Annotated in this window: 17 protein-coding genes; 11 read left to right on the forward strand and 6 right to left on the reverse strand. The window is 70.8% G+C overall.

Going from position 1 to position 20865, the window contains the following annotated elements:
- The first annotated feature begins 319 nt into the window (after positions 1–319).
- Together ACE4Q9_RS35565 and ACE4Q9_RS35570 are read left to right on the forward strand one after the other, a co-directional pair.
- Positions 320–979: a hypothetical protein gene (locus ACE4Q9_RS35565; RefSeq protein ID WP_397988942.1), complete on the forward strand. Its 660-nt coding sequence runs from the start codon at positions 320–322 to the stop codon at positions 977–979.
- Between the two features lie 470 nt (positions 980–1449).
- Complete coding sequence (locus ACE4Q9_RS35570; RefSeq protein WP_397988944.1) at positions 1450–1632, forward strand: hypothetical protein; 183 nt, start codon at positions 1450–1452, stop codon at positions 1630–1632.
- A gap of 180 nt (positions 1633–1812) precedes the next feature.
- On the opposite strand, the gene ACE4Q9_RS35575 is transcribed toward ACE4Q9_RS35570, so the two are convergent.
- Entirely contained in the window at positions 1813–2508 is a 696-nt protein-coding gene (locus tag ACE4Q9_RS35575; RefSeq protein WP_397988946.1) for a hypothetical protein, read from the reverse strand.
- Positions 2505–3173: a recombinase family protein gene (locus ACE4Q9_RS35580; protein ID WP_397988947.1), complete on the reverse strand. Its 669-nt coding sequence runs from the start codon at positions 3171–3173 to the stop codon at positions 2505–2507. The genes ACE4Q9_RS35575 and ACE4Q9_RS35580 overlap by 4 nt, the downstream gene beginning before the upstream one ends.
- A gap of 753 nt (positions 3174–3926) precedes the next feature.
- On the opposite strand from ACE4Q9_RS35580, the gene ACE4Q9_RS35585 reads away from it, so the two are divergent.
- The 9 genes from ACE4Q9_RS35585 to ACE4Q9_RS35625 all read left to right on the forward strand — a co-directional run bounded on the left by ACE4Q9_RS35585 (position 3927) and on the right by ACE4Q9_RS35625 (position 15338).
- Positions 3927–4511 (forward strand): hypothetical protein, encoded by a 585-nt coding sequence (locus ACE4Q9_RS35585; protein WP_397988949.1) that lies wholly within the window; start codon positions 3927–3929, stop codon positions 4509–4511.
- 11 nt (positions 4512–4522) lie between these two features.
- Positions 4523–5644 (forward strand): hypothetical protein, encoded by a 1122-nt coding sequence (locus tag ACE4Q9_RS35590; RefSeq protein WP_397988951.1) that lies wholly within the window; start codon positions 4523–4525, stop codon positions 5642–5644.
- Positions 5645–5724: 80 nt separating this feature from the next.
- The gene (locus tag ACE4Q9_RS35595; protein ID WP_397988953.1) at positions 5725–6930 is read left to right on the forward strand and encodes a hypothetical protein; all 1206 of its coding nucleotides are present in this window, start codon (positions 5725–5727) and stop codon (positions 6928–6930) included.
- Positions 6923–7393, forward strand: a complete 471-nt coding sequence (locus tag ACE4Q9_RS35600; RefSeq protein ID WP_397988954.1) for a hypothetical protein — start codon at positions 6923–6925, stop codon at positions 7391–7393. The genes ACE4Q9_RS35595 and ACE4Q9_RS35600 overlap by 8 nt, the downstream gene beginning before the upstream one ends.
- Positions 7394–7395: 2 nt before the next feature.
- A complete protein-coding gene (locus tag ACE4Q9_RS35605) occupies positions 7396–7683 on the forward strand; it encodes a hypothetical protein (protein WP_397988956.1) in 288 nt (95 codons plus the stop codon).
- A complete protein-coding gene (locus ACE4Q9_RS35610; protein WP_397988958.1) occupies positions 7641–8240 on the forward strand; it encodes a hypothetical protein in 600 nt (199 codons plus the stop codon). Before ACE4Q9_RS35605 ends, ACE4Q9_RS35610 begins: the two co-directional genes overlap by 43 nt.
- A 72-nt stretch (positions 8241–8312) precedes the next feature.
- Positions 8313–9206, forward strand: a complete 894-nt coding sequence (locus tag ACE4Q9_RS35615) for a hypothetical protein (protein ID WP_397988960.1) — start codon at positions 8313–8315, stop codon at positions 9204–9206.
- 489 nt (positions 9207–9695) lie between these two features.
- Complete coding sequence (gene mobF / locus ACE4Q9_RS35620) at positions 9696–14885, forward strand: MobF family relaxase (protein ID WP_397988962.1); 5190 nt, start codon at positions 9696–9698, stop codon at positions 14883–14885.
- Between the two features lie 99 nt (positions 14886–14984).
- Positions 14985–15338, forward strand: a complete 354-nt coding sequence (locus ACE4Q9_RS35625; RefSeq protein WP_397988964.1) for a hypothetical protein — start codon at positions 14985–14987, stop codon at positions 15336–15338.
- A 67-nt stretch (positions 15339–15405) separates the two neighbouring features.
- On the opposite strand, the gene ACE4Q9_RS35630 is transcribed toward ACE4Q9_RS35625, so the two are convergent.
- From ACE4Q9_RS35630 to ACE4Q9_RS35645, 4 genes are all read right to left on the reverse strand, one after another.
- The gene (locus ACE4Q9_RS35630; protein WP_397988966.1) at positions 15406–16224 is read right to left on the reverse strand and encodes a hypothetical protein; all 819 of its coding nucleotides are present in this window, start codon (positions 16222–16224) and stop codon (positions 15406–15408) included.
- A complete protein-coding gene (locus tag ACE4Q9_RS35635; protein ID WP_397988967.1) occupies positions 16224–17906 on the reverse strand; it encodes a type IV secretory system conjugative DNA transfer family protein in 1683 nt (560 codons plus the stop codon). Before ACE4Q9_RS35635 ends, ACE4Q9_RS35630 begins: the two co-directional genes overlap by 1 nt.
- A 289-nt stretch (positions 17907–18195) precedes the next feature.
- The gene (locus tag ACE4Q9_RS35640) at positions 18196–20316 is read right to left on the reverse strand and encodes a hypothetical protein (RefSeq protein WP_397988969.1); all 2121 of its coding nucleotides are present in this window, start codon (positions 20314–20316) and stop codon (positions 18196–18198) included.
- Positions 20317–20484: 168 nt separating this feature from the next.
- Positions 20485–20703 (reverse strand): hypothetical protein, encoded by a 219-nt coding sequence (locus ACE4Q9_RS35645; protein WP_397988971.1) that lies wholly within the window; start codon positions 20701–20703, stop codon positions 20485–20487.
- Between the last annotated feature and the right edge of the window lie 162 nt (positions 20704–20865).

A 20865-nucleotide genomic window follows, 5' to 3' on the forward strand; every position in this document is an offset into this window, starting at 1 on the left:
ACCGTCGGCGGCCGCGGCCCGCATTTACTTTCCAGGCGAAGAAGCGTGGCTGATCCAGGAGCGGGTTGCTGTACCCACGCGCGCCTGCGAGTTCGGCCGCCGGGATCGTCGTGGCTGACTTTCGTGGGCTGAGGCCGAATCAGGTAGGAGAGAGAGTACCCAGGCGACTTCCCTTTCGGCCTCCCTCATCGGAGGTCTGGCTTTGTTCACGAGTTGTGAAGTCAGTTCGTCATGACTTTGGGAGGCACGTGGTGAGGGGCCAGGTCGATGTTCACGAGAACGAGCAGCACCGGGGGTCGCGGCGCGGGATGCTGCAAGGATGACTGCCACAAACCGCGTGGACCTGCCCGCACGTCGTCGCCGCCACGCCCGGCTGATCGCCGCCCTGACCACGCTGATTGGAGCCTGCGCCGAGGCGGCTGGCGCGGTGTACCGGCCGATCGCTGCCGCCTCGCCCGGCCAGGAGGCCATCGAGGTGAATGTCCTGCCGTGCGTCCAGGTCACTCTCACGGCTGCCGACTTGCTGGACCGGGCCCGCGCCGAAGACAACGCCCGGTGGCCGGCTGCTCTGGCGTGGGAGCAGGCGCAGGCCCAACGGACCTATGCGGCGCGGTGTGCCGTGGCGCAGGCCGAGGAGTTTGTTGACCAGGACGACCCGCCTGGTCAGGACGAAGTGCCGCTGCCGACGCTAGAGCAAGCCGCCGCGATGGAGCTGGTGAGCGCCGGCACCGAGGTCGCCGCCCGCTGGCGGAGCGATCCGGAGCAGGCGGCCGCTCTGGTGTACGAGCTGGCGGCCGGCGGCGAGCTCGCTGTAGAGGAGATCCTCGACGAGGCGGTCGACGCCACGGTGCTGACAGCTCTGCTGGCGCTACAGGAGGCGCGTACCGCCTCGGACCCGAGCACGGCAGCCGAGCTCTGCCTGGGGGCTGTCCCCCACATCATGCTCGCGGTCGCCCTGGCCTCCGCCGACTTGGACTGACCGGGATCAACGCTCCCCAGCGCTGTCCGTTCTCGTGAACATTCAGCTCGGGCATCCGGTCCGGGTGACTCCCAGGCGGAGGGGGAGCTGCTGCTGCCGCGATGCTGGTTGCGGCCGGTGTGGTCGCTCCGCGTCGGTGCGGGCGCGTCGGGGCCGAGGAGCGTGTCGTCACCCGGTGGCCGTCGGTGAGGGCTGGTGCCGTCGTCGTGGTGCGGGGCGGTGTGCTGCCGCGTGGTGGCCGGTCGCCGTCGAGCGCTCACCGGCGCGGTGGTGAAGCCGGGTAGGTGTGGCTGAGGTGGGGCTCCTCGGTCGTGACCGTCGTCCTGATGCCCGAGGGCGCCACGAACCTGGGAGGGGCACAAGGCCAAGCCGCCTACGGCGGTCGCCGCAAGCGGCGAGCCTTGCGCCCCTCCCAGAACCGCGGCGGGCAGAGCCCATCAGGACGACGGCCCCGACCGAGGAGGAACCCCATGGACCAGCTCACGATGCCCTGCCCCGTGCTCGACTGCGGCCCCGACTGCTGGGCGTGCGGTGGGCGGAGGCGCGTCCGGTTCACGGGCGAGGCCGCCGAGCGGGCCGGTGCGACGCTCGCCCGCATCGACCGGTGGGTCGAGCGCCGCCGCCAGGAGCCGGAGCCGGAGCAGCTCACCTGAGCCTGACGCATCCTTTCCGGCAGGGCCCACGACCGGGGCCCTGCCAGCTAGGTTTCCGGCGCCCCCGGCTCGACGCGCAGGCCCGGCTGCGGCCCCTCGTACACGGCCCCGGCGTCCTATCTCTGACCCACGGTGCAAAGTAGCCGTCGGCCCTCTGCCCCTGTTGCTTCGCGCTCGTCCTCAGCGGGGCTCGTCCGGTCCTGCGATCTCGTTGGCGCCGATCGTGTGCTCGGCTGCGTCGCCGGGGAAGCGGCCGAGGTAGTGGTCGGGGGCACCGTCCCGTGCCCATCGGGCTGAGTCGATGACGGCCGTACGGCCGTCGTGCAGCCTCACCCTGGACTTGGGCGGGTAGCCGCCGGTGACCGAGATAACGGCCGCTTCCAGGAGGGCCTGGGTCGCGAGGAAAGGGAACCCCCGGCTGGTGTGGTAGCCGTCGATGTCGCGGTAGGTGCGGTGGGCTTCACGCCAGTAGGCGGCATTGCCTTGATGCAGTGGCTGGCGGGACATCTTCTCGTTCTGCATCAGGTGGGTGATGTACGGCTCCACCCCGTCCTGCCACGTCGGGCGGTGGAGGATGTCGAGGGCGGCCCGGTCCAGCGGGAGATACGCGACGTCGATCGCGCCCAGGTCGACGTTCTCAACAGCGGCGGCGATCTCCTCCTCGTCCGGCAGGAGCCCGGGGTCTGTCCAGAGTGCGGCTCCGTACAGCAACTGGAGGAAACGCTCCGTCCCGTGTGCGCTGTGGCGCCCGTATCGCTCTCGAAGGAGCCAGACCCGGGACTGGGGGCCGCCTCCGGCCAGCCGGAGGTGATACTCCCGCTGCCGCAGTTCGACGGTCAGTTGCTGGACGTCGGTCGTCTCGTGGTTCTCTGTCACTTGCTGGCCTCCAGTTGGTGGGGGACGGCTCCGGTCCGCAGTTCCCGGAGGTCGGGGATGTGGTTGTAGAGGGTGCCCGGGGAGACGCCGAGGAGCTTGGCGATCGAGGTGATCGAGCGGCCGGGGTCGGGCAGCAGGTCGCGGGCGGCCTTGATGACTTCCTCGGTGGCGACGGTGGGGCGTCCGCCGACCCGGCCGCGGGCGCGGGCGGCGGCCAGGCCCTCGCGAGTGCCCTGGACAATGAGTTCGCGGATGAACTCGGCCAGGGCAGCGAAGACGTGGAAGACGAGCCGGCCGCCGGGGGTGGTGGTGTCCAGGTTCTCGTGCAGCGAGGTGAAGCCGATGCCGCGCTCGCGCAGTGCGGCGACCATGTTGATGAGGTCCTGGAGGCTGCGGCCGTAACTGTCGAGCGAGGGGACCACGAGGGTGTCGCCGACGTCGAGGAAGGCGTGGCACGCCTTCAGCTCCGGGCGCAGGTCGGTCTTGCCGGACTTCTTGTCCGCGAAGATCTTGCGGCATCCGGCGGCGGTGAGGGCGTCGATCTGCCGTTCGAGCTTCTGGCCGCCGGTCGACGCCCGGGCGTACCCGATCTTGATCTCGGTGCGGACGAGCGGCTCGGCGACGAGGAGTTCGGGATGGCCGGACGGGGCCGGAAGGTCACTCATGGCCCTGGATCATGTCAGAAAACGGTGGTCCGAGATTCTTGAATGACCCAGGTAGGTCCGGGGCGGGGCGGAGCAGTCCAGGCCAGCGGCATCCCCCGGCCAGCGCACTGGCCTCGGTCGAGGACGAACCTTGGCACCCCCCTTCGGGCCCTCATTTAAGGTCGGATTTTTAGAACTTCCCCAGGTCAGAGCACCCCCCGTCGAGCGGACTGTTACCCCCTGCGGAGCGCTGCCGAGCAGGCCGTCGAGCGGGCCGCGGCTTGTCTGTGGAGCGCCCAAGATCCGTAATCCTCCGTGGCCTGCAGCGTGCGCGGCTGCAGGTGCTTCGGAGTGTGAAAGACGGGCTAGCGGCGGAGGGAGGGGGGGCGGTGGCGGACCGGTCACCGTCTGCCCGGCCGGAGTTGGGCGGGCCGCCGTACTCCCGCCGTCGCGCATGACGGGCGCGTGAGGAGACCGCACCGCCGGCCGTGGTCGAGGGGGAGCAGCTGCTGCCGCGATGCGGTCGCGGCCGGTGTGGTCGCTCCGCGTCGGTGCGGGCGCGTCGTGGCCGAGGAGCGTGTCGTCACCGGGGGGCTGGCACCGGGGGGCAGCCCTCGCCCCAAGGCCGTCGTGGCGACCACGGTCGTGGCCCGGGTGATCTTCCGCCCCCCCTAATGCATTGCATTTCATTGCATCGCGGTTATGCATTGCATTGACGAAATGCAATGCAATGCATTAGACTGGAGGGACCGTGAAGGCGACGAGGAGGACGAGATGACCGAACGGCCGGCCGCGTACGACACCGCCCCGGACCTGTACGAGGAGCACCAGGAGCTCGTGCGGACGATGGCCCAGCTCCCGATCCGCGAGCGGCTCGTGCGCCGGGCCGCGCTCGCTGACCGCAGCACGCTCGACGTGCCCGAGGCGGACGGCAAGGCGAGCCAGGACGTCCGCAGCGCCGCGCTCAAGCTGGCCACCCACGACCAGGCCCACGGCACGGCCGCCGGCCCCGTGCCGCCACAGGCACTCAGCCCGCACTCCCCCGCCGCCGACCTGCGCGCGTACGTCCGCCAGGAGTACGCCGCCTGGCGCGACCCGCAGCCCGCCGTCTGGCTCGTCGCCCGCGGCACCGACCCCGGCGCCATCCCGGCCGTGGACGAGGCGGTCGCCCGTGCGTACGCCGAGGCGAAGTACCGCGAGGATGAGCACCCCGACGACGTCGCCGACGCCGTCCTCACCTGGGAGGGCGACGACGAGGGCACCGGCTACGCCGACCTGCTCGACCGTGGCCAGGACACCGGTTGGCACGTTTACCCGGAGTACGTCGTCCGCCGCAGCGATCTCCCCACCGCCGACTAGGAGCACCGAAGATGACCGAGCAGCAGACCGAGCAGACCGCCGTCGATGAGTGCGCGTTCCCCGACTGCCACCGCCCGCGGGTGCCGAAGGACCGCACGGTGCGCGGGCAGGCTCCGAAGTACTGCGACGACCCGGACCACAATGCGATGACCGCGTACCGGGCGAAGCGCCGGGGCGCCGCCGGCCCCGCGGCCGCCGCCCAGGCCGCCGAGGAGGACACTGACCGACCGGTGACCGGCGCGGCCGCCACCGCCATGCTCGTGCGCGAGTCCGTCCTCACCGCCGTCAAGGACCTGACGAACGAACTCCCCCGGTACGTCGAGCTCATGGAGCGGGTCGCCGACCCGGAGGCCGCCGAGGCCCAGGTCGCCGCCGCCGAGACCCGGGCGGACGCCGCCATCGCCGCCGCCCAGGAGGAGCTCGTCGCCGAGCGCGGCCGCCGCGAGACCGCCGAACGCCGGGCGAAGAACGCCGAGCAGGCCAAGGCCGACGCCGACGAAGCGGCGGACGAGGCGATGCGCGAACTGGAGGACGCGAAGGCCAGGTTCGAGGCCGAGGTCACCCGCATCCAGGAGGAGGCGGACGCCGCCGTCGCCGAGGCCGAGCGGCAGAAGGAGGAGCAGGTCGCCCAGGCCGCCGCCGACGCCGCGGCGAAGGTCGCCGAGGTCGAGGAGCGCACCGCCCGGGAGGTCGCGGCCGCCGAGGAGAAAGCCGGGAAGGCAACGGTCGAGGCCGACCGCCGGGTGAAGGAGATGGAGACGACCGTCGAGCAGGAGCAGGCCAGCGCCCGCGACGTGAAGGCCAAGGCCCTGGCGGACGTCGAGGCCGCCAACGGCCGTGTGGTTGAGGCGAACGGCAAGGTCGAGGACGCCCAGCGGGCCGCCCGCCAGGCCGCCACCGACGCCCAGGCCAAGGTCGATGCCGCCCAGTCCGTGGTCGACGAGCTGCGGGCCGAGGCCGCCCGGCTCCGCGAGGACGCCAAGACCGCCGGCGGCCGCATCACCGCGCTGGAGACGAAGAACGGCGAGCTGTACGACGAGGTCCGCGCCCAGGAGAACCGCGCCCGCGACGCCGAGGAGGAGCTCCGCGAGGCCCTCCGCCAGCTGCAGGAGCTGCAGGGCCGGAAGAAGTAGAACCGGCCACCGGGCCGTCATCCGGCCAACCTTGTCAACCGGGTTGACGCCACGTCAGGTCAGGCGTCAACCTGGTTGACATGACACGCAAGGCACCCACCGTGACCGTCCGTGAGATCACCGAAGCCGAGGTTCCCCCGGTCCCCGACAAGGAAGCCGCCCGCGCCTGGTTCGCCCGCAACGGCGCCGGCGAGATGCCGCTCGGCGCCGACGCCGGGCACTACCAGCACATCGTGCTGAACACCCGGACCGGTGAACTCGCCTTCCACTGCTCGGACTACCGCCGCAGCAACAAGGAGGAGGGCTACTACCCCGGCCACCTGTTCGCCCCCAGCCACTGGCAGGGCGTGCCGGAGGTCCTGTACTGGGTCATCGACTCCGGGGTGGACGAGCGCCCGTACCACGACGTGGCCGAGGGCAACGCGTTCGCGCACGAGGTCACCCCGCTCGCCCAGACCCTGCTCGACCACCTGGTCCCCGTCCCCGGCACCGAGGACCTCGACTGGTCCGCCGTCGCCGCGTCCGCCGGCCTCGACATCAGCCGTGCGTGCGGCCGCGACCGCTTGGGCCCCGAGGGCCGCCGCCCCTGGCTCGTCGAGGTCAGTGACGCCGCCCGCCACTTCCCCCAGATCGTCCAGGACTACGTCGCCACCGGCCGCAACGCGACCGTCGACAACGAGGCGGAGCACATGGTCCGCATGGGACTCCGGCGCCAGGGCGGTTTCTGGCCCGACCTGGCCGCGCACTACGGCATCGAGGAGAAGGACGCCGACCGCTTCCACGCTGGCCTGATCGGCACCCGCGCGTTCCTCTACCAGTACCGCCTCGACCAGGCCGCCGGCCGCCCGCTCGTGCCCGTCGAGCAGTGGCTCGACAAGCACCCCACGGCCATCACCACCGAGACCACCGACGACGAACTCGACGCCTTCCCCGAGACCGCCCGCGCGGCCGCGGCAGCCGAGGGCATCGTGCTGCTCGGCGTGGGCCGAGAGGCCGGGTACACGAGCCAGGCCGCCGCGTACGAGCGCCGGACCGCGCTCCGGCAGCAGGTCCTCGACGAGCTGGCCGCCCTCGGCCAGGCCCGCGTCGAGGCCGAGAAGGCCGTGAAGGCCGCCCGCGCCGGCATCTACTCCCGCCTGTACCGCGCGTTCGCGTGGGAGGGCAGCCCCGAGACGAGCGACGCCGAACTGGGCAGGCTCGCCCAGATGACCCGTCAGGCCGTGAACAAGCTGCGCGAGCCGCTCGACGACGCGCCCGCCGCCGAGGAGGAGCCCGCCCGTGCCTGACCCGATCACCGGCGAGGGGTTCGACGCGCCGTCCCCCGAGGTCGCGTACATGAGCGCCCCGGACATGCTGCACGAGGCCGCCGAGCTCGCCCGGATCTCCGAGCGCCTGCAGGTCGAGGCCAACGTGTCCTGCGCGGAGGTGTCTCCCAGCTCGGTGACATGGGTGGCGGCGGCGAGGACGAGGAGGGCGTCCACCGCGTCCATCGCGGGCGAGCCGTACGAGCCCGACGAGCACCAGGAGCGTCTCTACCTGCTCCGTCGCGCGGCCCTGGCCGACCGGCTGTCGATCGCGTACCCGGACGTCGAGGACTTCGTGACCGATGCCGCCCAGCTGGCCCATCGGCTCGCCGAGTTCGACCGCGAGCACGACACCCACGGCGGCCCGCACGGACCCGGAGCGATCGAGTGGGACCCCTCCCACCGCCCGTACGTCCGCCAGGAATACGACCACTGGGGGTGGTGACCATGACCACCGTCGACCCCACCGTGGAGCAGCCCGTCGTCCTGTTCGCGGCCGCGCTGCAGGAGCTGGCCGAGACCTACCCCGTCGACCCGGAGGACACCGCTACCGTGGCCGTCACGGTCACCGACCCGGCGACCGGCGAGCAGCACCAGGCGCTCGTGCAGCCCGGCCACCTCGGGTGGCTGACCAGCACGGTCATGGCCGAGCTGGCCACCTGCCGTAACGCGCACTCGGACGGGACCGGTCAGTGCGGGCACTGCGCCGGCACCGGCCGGACCCGCAGCCGGTAGCCGACGACGAGCACCAGGACCACGAGGAGGAACCGGAGATGACGACGGAGCAGGCGCCCGTGCCGTGGGCCGCCCTGGCAGCCGACGCCGCGACCGTCGAGCGCTACCGGGCCAAGGTCTACGACCGCGGCCCGGACCGGTGCGCCTACTTCCTCGGCGCGATCAGCAGCTCCGGGCACGGCAAGCTGCGGGCCGGGTCGAGGAAGGCCGGCACCTCCCGCGTGGTCACCGCCCACGTCCTCGGCTACGTCATCGCCCACGGCGCCGCCGCCCTCCCCGCGGGCCACGTCGTCCGCCACACCTGCGACGAGTCGAGCTGTCAGCTGGCCGCCCATTGGGTCGCCGGCGAACGGCTCGACAACATCCGCGACTACTACGCGAGGTCACACCGGGCCGGGCACGCGCTCAGCGACGTACGCGGCCCGGACGGACGGGCCGTCGCCATCCGCGACGCGATCCTCACCGCCCAGGCGACCGGCGCCGACGTCGAGGCTGCCATCGCCGCCGCGATTGCAGCGGGTAACCCCAGCGGCGCCGTCCAGGACGCCCTCTTCTGATCCCAGCCCGGTAACAGTTGGCACCCGCCCGCCGATGATCAAACCCCATGCACATGGGGAAAGGAGACCCGTATGGCCGACACGAAGACCGACCCCGGCCGCGAGGGCACCCGCCTGATCGCCGCGCTGGAGAAGTGCTGGACGCAGATCCAGAAGCACCACCCCGACCTCCCGCCCGTCCTGTTCATCACCGGAACCGGAATCCCACGCCGTCAGACCGAGAAGCCGCGGAAGTCGACCGACGCACCCAAGCGCCGGCACTACGTCACCCGCGGGCATCACTGGGCCGACCGATGGGCCGTGGCCGAGGAGGAGCAGCGCCTGGCGGAGCTGTTCGTCGCGGGCGAGACCGTCCGCGACGGAGGGGAGGAGGTCCTCAAGACCCTGTTGCACGAGGCCGCCCACGCGCTCGCCCATGTTCGAAAGATCACCGACGTCTCCCGGGGTGACCCCCGCTGGCACCGCAAGGAGTTCGCGCAGCTGGCACGGGAGACCGGACTGGAGCCTCCCCGGAAGTCGGAGAAACCGTTGGGTTTCTCCAACTGCACCCTCACCGACAAGACCCGCAAGAAGTACGCGGCCGTCATCCGGCAGATCGACGGGGCCGCCCTCCCCGGCCTCGGCGGAGACGACCAGGAGGGCACCGAGGAGGAGGACCCGACCGCGCCGGAGACTCCCGGATCGACGAACGGCAAGCGGGTCAAGGTGACGTGCGGATGCCAGCCGGACCCGCGGGCATTCCCCGTGACCCCGAAGGTCCTGGCGGAGGGGCCGATCATCTGCGGACTGTGCGGCGAGCCGTTCACCCTCCCCGCCGACGAGGACCAGGACGACGCCGCCGACGCCGGGCCGGACGCCGAACCGGAACCCGACTCCCCCGCCGTCGAGCCAGCCGCCGTACTCCCTCGACCCCGCCCGGCCGAGGCCGACGAGCCCGAGGATTACCCCATGCACATGGGGCGTTGACCCGCCTGCCGGGGCCCGCCGCGTGCGCGGCCCCGGGCGTGTGTGGGGCCGCGCGTTTCCCCATGTGCATGGGGCGTAGCACGGCGCCGGCGCGCGAAGCGCGCGGCGGAATCGGCCGCCGCCGAAAATCACTCGTGGTAACAGTCGAGGGCCGCCCCCGCGTCCGGGGTCGGCCCTCATGTCGTCTCTGGCGAGCGTACAGGGCCTGTGCAGGCCCGTCGAGCACCTGTCCTTGCGAGAGGCGCTCCGCCGCCCTCTCGCGCTCTCCAGGCCCCGCCTCACAGCACCGGCCGAACCCTTCCGCACCTCACCCCAACAGCACCCGCACGCCGCCTCTCATCAGCATCTCTCGACCTCCCCTCCCTTACCGATCAACCCCTCTCCAACTCCCTCTCTGCCCTACTGCTACAACCTCTACTACATAACACACCTAGGCATTCTTAATTTGTCGGTGTCGCTGCCGCGCTTGATCGCGTATCCTCAGTGACCATGCTGCGCATTACCGCGATCTCCGGAGGAGAGGCAGGGCTCAACTACCTGCTCTCCGGGTCGGGTTGCGCCGGCGGGCACGAGCATGATGCCGAGGTCACACTCGACGGCCCGGAGGGCTACTTCGCGAAGGGCACGCAGCACGGAACTCCGCTCGCCATCTGGGTGGGTGAGGGCCTCTCAGAGTGGGGCCTCACCGCGGACGCCAATGCCACGGAGAGTGACATTCGCGCGGTCTTCGGGAAGCACGCTCACCCCGAGGAGTACCGCCAGGCGATCGGCGAAGCGAAGGCGTACATCGACGCGAACGGCATCACCGGCACCGCCGCCGAGAAGATCATGAACGACGCCGAGGCGAGTGCCCGGCGCGGCCGGAAGCCGTACGAGTACCGCACGATCGACCAGCGGATCGATGACCGCCTGGCGAAGGAACCGAACGCTGATCCGGAGCGCGTCGCGGAGATCCGGAGGGAGGAGCGGGACAAGGGCCAGCGCTCCCCCGCCATGTACTTCGACCGGACGTACTCGGTGCAAAAGTCGGTGTCTGTCTACCTCACTGCGCTGGAGGCCGCGGGCCGTCACGAGGACGCCGCGAAGGTGCGGGCCGCGTTCGTCACGGCCATCAAGGCCGGCGAGAAGGTGTTCGAGGAGGAGGCCGGGTTCGGCCGAATCGGGTACCACGGCAACGCGAAGAACGGCAGGCCGTCGACCGGCCGGTACGCCGACTCGACCGGCTACACGGCCGCCATTTTCACCCACGAAGTCTCGCGCGAGGGTGACCCCCAGCTGCACGCCCATGTGGCGGGTCTCAACAAAATCAAGGTCCACGACCAGGACGGCAACGAGCACTGGGTGACCCTCGATTCCCGTGCGATGCACAAGGCCCGCGAGGCCGCGGCCGCCATCTTCGAGCGCACGCTTGAGCAGGAGATCGAGAACGTCGCGCCCGTCGTGTTCGAAATGAGGCCGGACGGTCTGGCCCGCGAGATCAAGGGGTTCGAGCAGGAGCTGCTCGACGGCATGTCGACCCGTTCCTTCCAGGTGGACCAGCGGTACGAGGAGCTGTGCGAGCAGTACGTCCAGGACCACGGTCGTGAGCCCTCCCCGTACACCCGGGCTCGGCTCCGGGAGATGGCCACGCTGGACACGCGCGACCCGAAGCGGAATGAGCACCAGAGCGCCGAGGCGAGGATCGAGCGGGCTACCCGGATCGCCGAGGAGTGCGTCGACGGGGGTCTGCTCGGTGCGCTGGACAGGGTCGAGCAGGTCGGCGTCGAGACCCGGCTCGCCGAGGTCGACGTCCCCGAGTTCGACCGCGAGCAGGTCATCACGGAGGCGTTGGAGGCCCTGCAGACGAAACGCGCGACGTGGGACCGCAGCGAGTTGATCCAGCAGCTGAACACCACGCTCGGTGATGATCTGCCCCGGGACGTGCCGCTTGCGCCGCTCGCCAAGGAACTGGCCGATGAGGCCCTGAAGTCCGGCCGGTACGGGGTCGTGCAGACCGCCGGCCTGACCATCATCGAGGACGCGCCGTCCCGCATCCGCGCCAGTGACGGCCGCTCGGTGTTCTCCCCGAGCGCCATGGCGTCGGAGAAGTTCGCGCTGGAAGAGCACCTCACCAGCGAGGGCCGGGTCGCCGCCCGCGCCCACCAGACCGGCGCCCCCTGCCTGTCGCCGCCCACGGTCGACCAGGTGGTGAAGCAGTCCGGCGTGACGGCCGACCAGGCCGACGTGGTGCGCGGTGTCCTCGGCGACAGCCGGAAGGTCAGTGTCATCGAGGGCCCCGCCGGCGCGGGCAAGAGCTACGCGACCGGCGTCATCGCCGAAGCCTGGCAGGAGCACACGTCAGGCCGGGTCATCGGCCTCGGTCCCTCCGCCGTCGCCGCCGAAGTCCTCGGCGAGGAAGGCATCGAGATCCGGGAGAACACCACCCGCTTCCTGATGTACGCGGACGGCATGGGCAGCGCCGAGATGCAGGAGAAATTCCGCGTCCGCGCGGGCGACCTGGTGGTCCTCGACGAGGCCGGTATGGCCTCGACCGACCACATCGCCCGTGTCTCGCAGCTGTGTGAGGAGGCCGGGGCCAAGCTCGTGCTCATCGGCGACCAGCAGCAGCTGCAGTCTCCGGAGGCTGGCGGACTGCTGCGCACGATGGTCGAGGAGGGCCCCCACTACAGCCTTAGCAACGTCCGCCGGTTCCGGGAGGCGGACGGCACGGTGCGCGACTGGGAGGCCAAGGCGAGCCTCGACCTGCGCCGCGGCAACGTCCGCGCGCTCGACGAGTACGAGCTGCAGGGCCGTATCCAGGGCGGCACGCTGGAGGAGATGAAGGACGAGGTGGTCCGGGCGTTCGTCGCGGACACCATCGCCGAGCGCGAGTCCGTCGTCATGACCGCCACCAACGCCCGCGCCACCGAGCTGAGCAGGGAGATCCGGGCCCAGCTCGTCAGGTACGGGCTCGTCGAGGAGGAGGGCCTGGCGCTCGTCGACGACAACCGTGCGGGTGTCGGCGACCTCATCCAGACCCGCGAGAACGACGCCAAGCTCAAGGACAGCGAGGGCCGGTTGGTCCTTAACCGCCGGGTGTACCGGGTGACCGGGGTCGGCGAGGACGGGCAGCTCGTCGTGCGCCGGGTCGCCGGCCGCGACGCCGACGGTACCGAGCGGCTCGCCGGTACGGTCACCCTGCCCTCGGAGTACGTCGCGGCGAACGTGTCGCTCGCGTACGCGGGCACCGTCAACGCCGTGCAGGGCCGCACGGTCGGCTACGGCGGATACCTCCTGGTCGAGGAGGGGATGAACCGCCAGCAGGTCTATCCGGGCCTCACCCGTGCCCAGCGGTACAACCGCGCTTTCGCCGCGTGCCAGGTTCCGGCCGACGAGCACCGGCTCCAGTCGCTCGACCAGGACGCGATGTCCATGCTGCAGGCCGCCGTTGAGCGCGACGGTGGCGAGCTGTCCGCGCTGCAGGAGCTGCGGGAATCGCAGGACTGGGCCGAGTCGATCCCGGCCATCGAGCCCCGTTGGCGGGACTACGTCACCGAGCACACCCGCAACCAGTACGAGCCGATGCTGCGGCAGCTGCTGTCCGAGGACCACTACAACAAGCTGCGCCAGGGCGACCCCGGTACGGTCTACCGGAAGTTGAGGGAGGCCGAGCTGGCCGGGCACGAGGGCAAGAGCGTGCTGGCCAGCGCCATCGCGATGCGCCCGATGACCTACCCCGTGCCGGACAACGTCCCGGCGCTGGTCAACTGGCGTATCGACATGGTCTTGGAGGACCGCCAGCCGGAGAACGAGCCGGCCGGGCCGAGTTGGAGCGACCGCACGCCGGAGATCCCCGGCATCGAGGGCGAGGTCGCCCGGGAGATGGCCGCCGCCATGGACGCCCGGCGCGATGTGCTGGGCGAACGCCTGGCGGAGGATCCCCCGGAGTGGGCTATCCGTCAGATCGGCCCCGTCCCGGACGACGTGCTCGAACGCGCCGAGTGGTGCCGCAGGGCCGGAACCGTCGAGGGCTACCGCGAGCTGTACGGCATCGACGCGCCGAACACGGCGATCGGCCGTCTGCCCGCGAAGGGCGCGGTCGAGCAGCGCGCCGCGTGGGAGGCCGCGCACTCCGCGCTGGGCCGGACCGAGGACCAGGAGACCCTCGTGCGGACGTCCGACGCCGCCCTGCGCGAGATGGTCAACCGCTACGAGCGCGAGAAGTCGTGGGCGCCGACCTACATGGGCGAGGAGCTGTCCGAGGCCCGCCAGATGGTCATCCGCTACGAGGAGAAGGCGATCCTCGCGCAGGCCGACGCCGACATGTGCGAGGACGCCGCCGAGCGAGCCGAACTTGAGGAACAGGCCCGCGGCTACGAGGATCTGGTGGCCTCTCTCTCCGAGCGCGTCGAGGCCATGGAGCGGATCGACGCGGCCCGCACTGCCTGGTACGAGGAGACCGCGCCGGCGCGGGAAGCTGCCGAGGCCGCCCGCGAGGAGCTGGCCCGCCGGGGGGCCGACGACCAGGTCCAGGAGGACGCGCAGGCCGAGGGCCAGGAGCTCGACGAGGAGCAGGTGCCCGAGTACGACCTCGACCAGGCCCCGGAGATCAGCTGGGAGATCGAGGGAGAGACCCTCGATCAGGCCCCTGACGTGCGCGAGGAGGCCGCCAAGCTGCGCCTGCCTGATCTCACCCACGAGGAACAGGAGGAGCTCGACCAGGTGCTTGCCGCGTACGAAGCGAGGTACCGGGCCGTCACCGGTGAGTCGACGCTCACCGCCGAGCAGGCCCCGGCCATCGACTGGGCGGTGGAGGGCGAGACCCTCACGGCGTCGCCGACTGCCACGGTAGACCGTGCCGGCGTCGGGGGGCAGCTGGCCGAGCAGGACGAACAGCAGAGCCTCCAGGAGAGGCTCGCTGCCGAGGCCGCCGCGTACCACGAGGACCGGCGGATCGAGGCCGAGCAGGCCCCGGCCATCGACTGGGAGGTCGAGGGCGAGACCCTGCAGACCAGGGAGCGCGTCGACCAGGACGTCGAGCTGCAGACCGCCGAGGCGGGGGCTCCCGCCGTCGTCCGGCCGAGCCCGGTGGTGGACGCTGCACTCGCCGCGTACGAGCAGCACATGCGCGAACAGGCTGTCGCCCGCGACGCAGAGCGCGAGTACGACCTCGACCATGCCCCGGAAATCAACTGGGAGATCGAGGGAGAGACGTTCACGGAGCGCCCCGAGCGCTCCGAGCAGGTCGAGGCCGCCGCCGAAGCAGACGCGGAGGAGACGGTCGAGGAGGAACTGCACCCGGAGCAGACGCGAGAGCGGGAGCAGGCACCGGCGGTCGCCGGGCGCACGGCCGAGGACGAGCTGCGCGAGCACTACGAGCAGCAGTATGCGGAGGACTCCGCCAAGGCCGCGCGGGTCCGTGCGGCCTCGGTCGAGGCGTCGGAGGCCGAGGCGGGGCGGGGTCCCCAGCAGCAGGCCGAGCAGCTCCCGGCTCACCTGGCCGACCTGCAGGAAGATCTCGACAAGGCCCACGCCGCGCTCACCGAAATTGCGGTCCGCATGGCGGAGAGCAACCGGGTGGCAGCCGAGGCCGAGGAGGCGGTCCGCGCGGAGCAGGCCGAGGTCCAGCGCAGCCGCCAGGCGGAGGCCGAGGCTGCTCCGCAGATCCAGCAGGACCAGGGCCCGACGATCAGCTACTGATACCGGGTCGCCCGTAGCCCGTGCATGCTGGCCGGGTGTCATCAACCAGGAGGTGCCGAGTTGACCGCACAGGGGTGGAAACCGCCCACGCTACGGCCGTTGGACGAGCTCAAGGCCATGACCGCATACGTCACCGAGCACGGGTACGGCACCACGAGCCAGATGTACGTGCGCGGTATCGTCACCGCGCTGAACTGGGTGACCGGCGAGAACTCCGTGTCCCCGATCACCGGGACACGGCTGGGCCGGCCGGTCGAGGGCATGGACGCCAGTAACGAGCGCAGCCGGGCGTACGAGGCCCTCTACGCCACGAGCGACCCCGCCCTGTGGAAGGTCACCCAGGACAACGGCCAGGACTACACGCTCGCCGTCGAGCACACGCTCGCGTGGGCCGCCGGGGGCGACGAGGGCCTGGCCGTACCGGCTGACTGGCCCTGGCCCCAAGACCGGTAGCCCAGAAGGCCGTAGAGGCAGCACGAAGCCCCGACACGTACGTGTCGGGGCTTCGTCGTCCGTGTGGCTACGAGGCCGCCACAGGGCCGGGAGCGGGCGCCTCACGGCGGTATCCGAGCTCCTGGCCCACGAAGGAGGACAGGAGCTCGTCGTCGTCGACCGCACGCGGAGCCGTGGGCAGGTTCCAGTTGTTCTCCCAGGGGTCGTCCTGGTGGGTGCCGGCCGCGATGCACTTGCTCAGCGCGCTGATCAGGCGACGCTTGACGCCGGGCGCGTACCGGTCGTGCCAGTCCCCCGCCTTGTTCGGGGCGCCGTACGAGGTCCGATAAATCTTGATCCACTCCTGGCACAGCCAGCTCAGCTCCCGCACCGCCTCACGGTGCCGGTACCAGCACGGCGGGATGCGCTCGGCCTCGGTCGGAGAGCCGGGCACCGGGTTGTTGCTGGCGAACGCTCCCGCCTTCCAGCCGACCCAGCCGTATCCGTACTGCAGCTCGTGGCGGACCCAGTTGATCAGGATGCCCCAGGCTTCCGCGGCCTGCTCACGGTCCATGCCCTGGTCGAGGGACCAGTTCCAGACCGCAAACTTCTCCTCGGCCGGTCCGGCCGCCAGGGCCTTGAGGTCCTCCCCGATCTGCTTGACCGTCTTGGTCAGGGCGTCGAGGCCCGAGCGGAGCGGGGCCAGGGCCTGCACCTGCTCCTGCAGGCCGCCGGTCCGCTCCTCCAGGTGGTCGAGCGCGTCCTGCACGTTCCCGAGCTGGGCGAGCGCGGTGTGCACGTCGCCGTTGCGCTCGCTCAGGGTCTCGATGTCCTTCTCGACCCTGGCCAGGTCCTTGGCCAGGGCGAAGACCTGTCCGGCGAGGCCGCCGCCGATCTCCCCCGCCATCAGCGGCTTTCCTTCGTCATCGAGACGCCGGCGCCCGTGCCGTCATCCTTGCGCTGGCCGGGCACGTTGGCCGCCTTGGACAGCTTCTTGACGTCGCGGCGCTTCCACAGGGGCTTGATGTGGGTGATGACCGGGCTGCAACCGGCGAAGATGATCAGGGACTGGCGCTTGCCCAACTTGAAGATCTGCCCCGGGGTAATGACCGGCTTCTCCTCGGTAACCATCGAGATCGAGCTCTCCCCGTTCCTGGTGGTGGTGGTTTTGCGCTGCTTCTCGTAGGTGCCGCACATGTCGCTGATGTCCTTGCGGACCTGCGTGTCGCCGATGCCCCGCAGGAAGATGCGGATATTGGCGTCGTCCCAGATGATCCGGCCGCGCTGCTCGCCCCACACGTCGAACAGCTGGGCCCTGCTCTGGATGACGATGACCAGGGTGATTCCCCGGCCGCCTGAGTCCGGCATCCACTTGTCGACCGGCAGCGGGATCAGGTTGGCGATCTCGTCCAGGGCCCACAGCGTGGGCGGGTCCATCCGGCCGGCGCCGTTCTTGTTGCCGAGCTCGATGGTCACGCTGCGCAGGTAGTCGGCGAACATCACGAACAGCGGGGCGACCGTGGAGCCCGGTTTGTCGTTGCCGATCATGTAGAGGGTGCCCTTGTTGAGCAGGAAGGTCTCGGCGTCGAAGTGCTCGCCGGGGCCCGGCAGGACCGTCTCGGCGACCCGGGGGTTCGCCATCCAGCCGAGCGCGGTGGAGAGCGTGGTGAAGATGCCGTCACCCGTGCCCTGTACGACCGTCTGCCGCTGGACCAGGAGGTTCGCCCAGTCCTGCGCACCGGCCGCGAGCAGGATGTTCGCCGCCGTCTGGTCACCGCGGTTCTGCGACCACGCGTAGACGTCCATCATCGTCTTCCCGCCGAGGGCGGCCGCGTGCATGAAGCGCGAGAGGACCTCACAGGCCGTTGACTTGAAGAACGCGTCCACGCCCGTGCCCGCGTCGCCGCCGCTACGGGAGCCGTACAGCAGGTACGCGGCCCGCTGGATGGCCACCTCGCGCACCTCACAGCCGCGGATCGGGTCCCAGCGGAACGTGTTCTTCCCGCCCGACAGGCCCAGCGGGTCCCAGACCCAGACCGGCCCGAGCTGCTCGCGCATCGCCTTGGTGGCCAGGTGGTCGTTGACCTTGGATGACGTGTGCACGACCGCGCCGTCCCACCGGTAGATCATCGAGTTCAGGATGATGGACTTGCCCTGCCTCGACGGGGCGAGGATCAGGTAGTTGTTCTCGGGCGTGCCCCAGATGCCGACGGGCAGGCCGCCGGAGCGCAGGCGCCCCAGGGGAACGGCGTACGCCGTGGTGGGCACCTTCTTCTCGCGCCCTTCCAGGCTGGGACGGGTCTGCTTGACCATCTCCCGGGCGTGACGTGCGCTCATCTCGTCGCGGATCTCCCGCTTGGAGGCGAAGCCGGGCCGGGGCGCGTACGCCTTCCAGACGGCACCCAGGCCGCCGAGGGCCGCCACCGCGGCGACGCCGACCGCGATCCCGCCGGGTCCCATGACGAAGTCGTTGAAGGTGTTCAGGTACTCGAAGATGGCCGGGTCCGGGGCCGTGTCGCTGCCCGGGAGGCCGGGCGCGGGTGACGAGGCCGCCAGCTCCATGGCCGTAATCTGCGCGTGAGACATCATGCGGGGTCCCTCCGTTGTCGTGTCTCGGGGCCCCCGGGGATCAGCGCTGCCATCGCCCCCCGGGGGCGTTGTCCGACTGGTCCGGTGACCTGCTTCGCACCGTATGCGGGGGGTCGGACACCCCTCTGCTCGTTTATTGGTGGGCGCCGCTCGGCAGCGCGCGGTTCCCGGCGTGAGGCGATCGGATGATCTCCGCGTTCGCAGTCTGCAAGGCCGGGCCTGTGGATATTTTGCGCGCGCTCCCGCCTGACGGGCCGTCAATTTCGAGCGGGCCCGTCCGGCGGGAAGGTCACACCGGCTGACGCTGGCCGTTGATCGGCCGAGCCTGCGCGGCATCCTCGGCCCGCTCGTGCCCGTCCGCGCGGTAGGCGCTCGGTTCCTGCCGCGCACTGCTCGCCGCCGCGCGGGAGCTTTCCGCGCGCTCGGTTGTGCCGTCAGCCTGCCGCGCGCCGCCGTTGGCGATCATCGCGGCCCGCTTCTCCTTGAAGTCGATGATCCAGTTGCGTGCGTTGCCCTCGGCGACCCCGCAGGTCTGGGCGAGCTGCGCGGCGGTCGGGGGCTCCTGGCCCGCCGTCACCGCCTCCAGGTAGAGCTCCCATCCGGTCTGCTTCGCCTCACTGCGGAAGGCCGGCGCCGCCGCGAGGGCCGCCGCCTCGGCCTGCCCTCCGAGCCGGTCCGCCAGCTGCGGGCGGATCGAGTCGAGCAGGGCCTGCGCCTCGGCCGCCTCAGCCTTCGTACGGGCCGCAGCCTCGGCCGCCAGGCGCTGGTTCTTCTCGGCCTGACGCCGCATGTCAGCAGCCCTTTCGGCCGCCTTGGTGTGCTCGCGCACCGTGTCCTGCGCCTTGGTGAGAGCCGCCTGCAGGCGCTGGACCTCTTCGGCCGCCCGTTCGGCCTCCGCGGCGCTGGCGCGGGTTGTGTCCTTCACGGACTCCCGCTCGTTCACCAGGCGCTGCAGCTCCTCACGGATCGAGGTCATCTCGGCCGCCGCCTTGTTGCGCCGGTCGGTCTCGTCGGCGATCCGGTCCTGTACCCGGGCGAGCTCGTTCGCCGCGTCGGAGAGCTTCTTCTGCTCCTCCTCGGCCCTCTCGGCGAGGCGAGCAACATTCTGCGCTTCTTCGGTCATTTCGGATTCCGCGCGCTCTCGCGCAGCTTCCGCGCGCTGCCGAGCGTCCTCCGCGCGGGCAGCCTCAGCCTTGGCCGCCTCGGTCTCCTCGGCCGCCTTGGTGAGAGCCTCCTCGGCTTCCTGCCGCGCGGCGAGGGCCGCCACCTTCTCCTCGACTGCCGCGCGCTGCTCCTCTTCCGCGCGCTCCCGCGCGGCCTCGGCCTCGACCCGCGCGGCCTCGGCCTCGATCCGAGCAGCTTCCGCGCGCTCGGCTTCCTGGTTCGCTTCCGCCGCGCGCTCGGCCGCCTCGATCCGCTGGGCCGCCGGCATGATGGCCACGCGCTCCATCAGCTCCGTGACTTCCACGGGGTTCTTGAAGTCCACCACCGCGACGTCGTCCACCTCGCTCCAGCCGCCCAGCTCCCGCAGCACGGCGAGCGCCTGGTTGCTGTCCACGGCGAAGTCGGCACGGGCCATGGAGGTCGTGGCCGCCTTCCGGGCCTGCTGCAGCTCCTTGACCTCCGCAGCGAGGCGCCGCCGCTTCGCCTGCCGCCCCTCTGTGATGTGCTTCGCCTGCGTCTCCAGCAGGGTCCGCAGCCGGAAGAGCTTCCTGCCGGCCTTCTTCGCCAGCGCCGCCCGGTAGACCTGCCCGCCCTTGCTGGCGGGGTCGATGTCCAGACCCGCGAACAGGGCCGCCCATCCCTTGGTCCACAGCAGCCCGATGAGCTTGCCCGGACCGGGCTTCGCCTCGGTGTCGGGGAGCTCCGCCCCCTTCATCACCGCGCGGAACTCCAGCTCGATCACGACCGCCGCGACGACGGGCATGATCGCCATGAACGGGGCGCTGGCCGCGTTCGGTGCGTGGATGAAGTTGGCCGTGGCGGACACGGCGACCAGGCACCAGGCCAGGTTGTGCATCAGCCGGAGCTGAGTGGTCCAGCCCTTGTCAGCGCGCTTGTAGAGCAGGGTGAACAACACCAGCTCCGTCAGGTCGAACGCCGCGAGGAACCCGACCGCGAACGGCTCGGGGAGCTTGGCCGTCTCCCGTGCGAAGCCCCACATCCCGTACAGCGAGACGGACATTGAGCACAGCGCCATGACGTACAACCGCTTGGGCAACGAGGGGCGCCCGACGCTCTCCGGCTTCCGGCCGGCCTCGACCGCAGCCTTCCGCTCCTCGGCCGCCCGCTTGCGGTTCCGCTCCGTCGCGCGCCAGACGGTACGAGCCGCCAGGGCGACCATGCCCAGCCACGCCAGGACCAGGACCGCCACACTAACCGTGAGGACCCAGGCCGGGGTGCCGGACACCGCACGGTCAAGAGTCGACGACCAGTCAAATCCCTGACTGGTTCCTGCCGCCTGTGACCAGGACGGATGCATTCCGGCCGTAGTCTGGGACAGACGCATACAGACCTCCATATCTCTGCGTCGTGGCCTCGGCGGTCCCTACACCGCTGGGGCCGTTCTTCGTTCTGATCAGGCTTTTCTCTTGGCCAGGTACTCGTCGAGCGCCGCGTCGAGGAGGTCCTGCAGGTTCACGTCGTGCTCGGCCGCGTAGACCTTCATCCGTTTCCGAACCGAGGCGCGGACCCGCCCGCTGATGAGGACTTTGTCCTCCGCCTTCGGGTCCTGTTCTGCCTGCTCATCGGGCACTTTGCTGCTCCTCGGTGGTCGTTCCAACACGTCGAGCACCATCTTCCCCTCCTGTCGCTGGCCGGTGGCTTGGCACGAGCATACAGCTAACAAGCTAGGAAGTCATGAAACTAGATTGTTGACAACGTAGCTCCGATGGGGCTTACTGGAATGGCGAGAGGGGCCAAGGCGTACCGGCCCAGGCCCCCCTCTCAGGCCGGAGTT

The sequence above is a fragment of the Streptomyces sp. AM6-12 genome (assembly GCF_044327085.1).
Classification (GTDB): domain Bacteria; phylum Actinomycetota; class Actinomycetes; order Streptomycetales; family Streptomycetaceae; genus Streptomyces.

Coding starts and splice junctions, on each gene's coding strand:
- ACE4Q9_RS35565 (WP_397988942.1), top strand. CDS start 320: ATGACTGCCACAAACCGCGTGGACCTGCCCGCACGTCGTCGCCGCCAC.
- ACE4Q9_RS35570 (WP_397988944.1), top strand. CDS start 1,450: ATGGACCAGCTCACGATGCCCTGCCCCGTGCTCGACTGCGGCCCCGAC.
- ACE4Q9_RS35580 (WP_397988947.1), bottom strand. CDS start 3,173: ATGAGTGACCTTCCGGCCCCGTCCGGCCATCCCGAACTCCTCGTCGCC.
- ACE4Q9_RS35585 (WP_397988949.1), top strand. CDS start 3,927: ATGACCGAACGGCCGGCCGCGTACGACACCGCCCCGGACCTGTACGAG.
- ACE4Q9_RS35590 (WP_397988951.1), top strand. CDS start 4,523: ATGACCGAGCAGCAGACCGAGCAGACCGCCGTCGATGAGTGCGCGTTC.
- ACE4Q9_RS35595 (WP_397988953.1), top strand. CDS start 5,725: ATGACACGCAAGGCACCCACCGTGACCGTCCGTGAGATCACCGAAGCC.
- ACE4Q9_RS35605 (WP_397988956.1), top strand. CDS start 7,396: ATGACCACCGTCGACCCCACCGTGGAGCAGCCCGTCGTCCTGTTCGCG.
- ACE4Q9_RS35615 (WP_397988960.1), top strand. CDS start 8,313: ATGGCCGACACGAAGACCGACCCCGGCCGCGAGGGCACCCGCCTGATC.
- mobF (WP_397988962.1), top strand. CDS start 9,696: ATGCTGCGCATTACCGCGATCTCCGGAGGAGAGGCAGGGCTCAACTAC.
- ACE4Q9_RS35630 (WP_397988966.1), bottom strand. CDS start 16,224: ATGGCGGGGGAGATCGGCGGCGGCCTCGCCGGACAGGTCTTCGCCCTG.
- ACE4Q9_RS35635 (WP_397988967.1), bottom strand. CDS start 17,906: ATGATGTCTCACGCGCAGATTACGGCCATGGAGCTGGCGGCCTCGTCA.
- ACE4Q9_RS35645 (WP_397988971.1), bottom strand. CDS start 20,703: ATGGTGCTCGACGTGTTGGAACGACCACCGAGGAGCAGCAAAGTGCCC.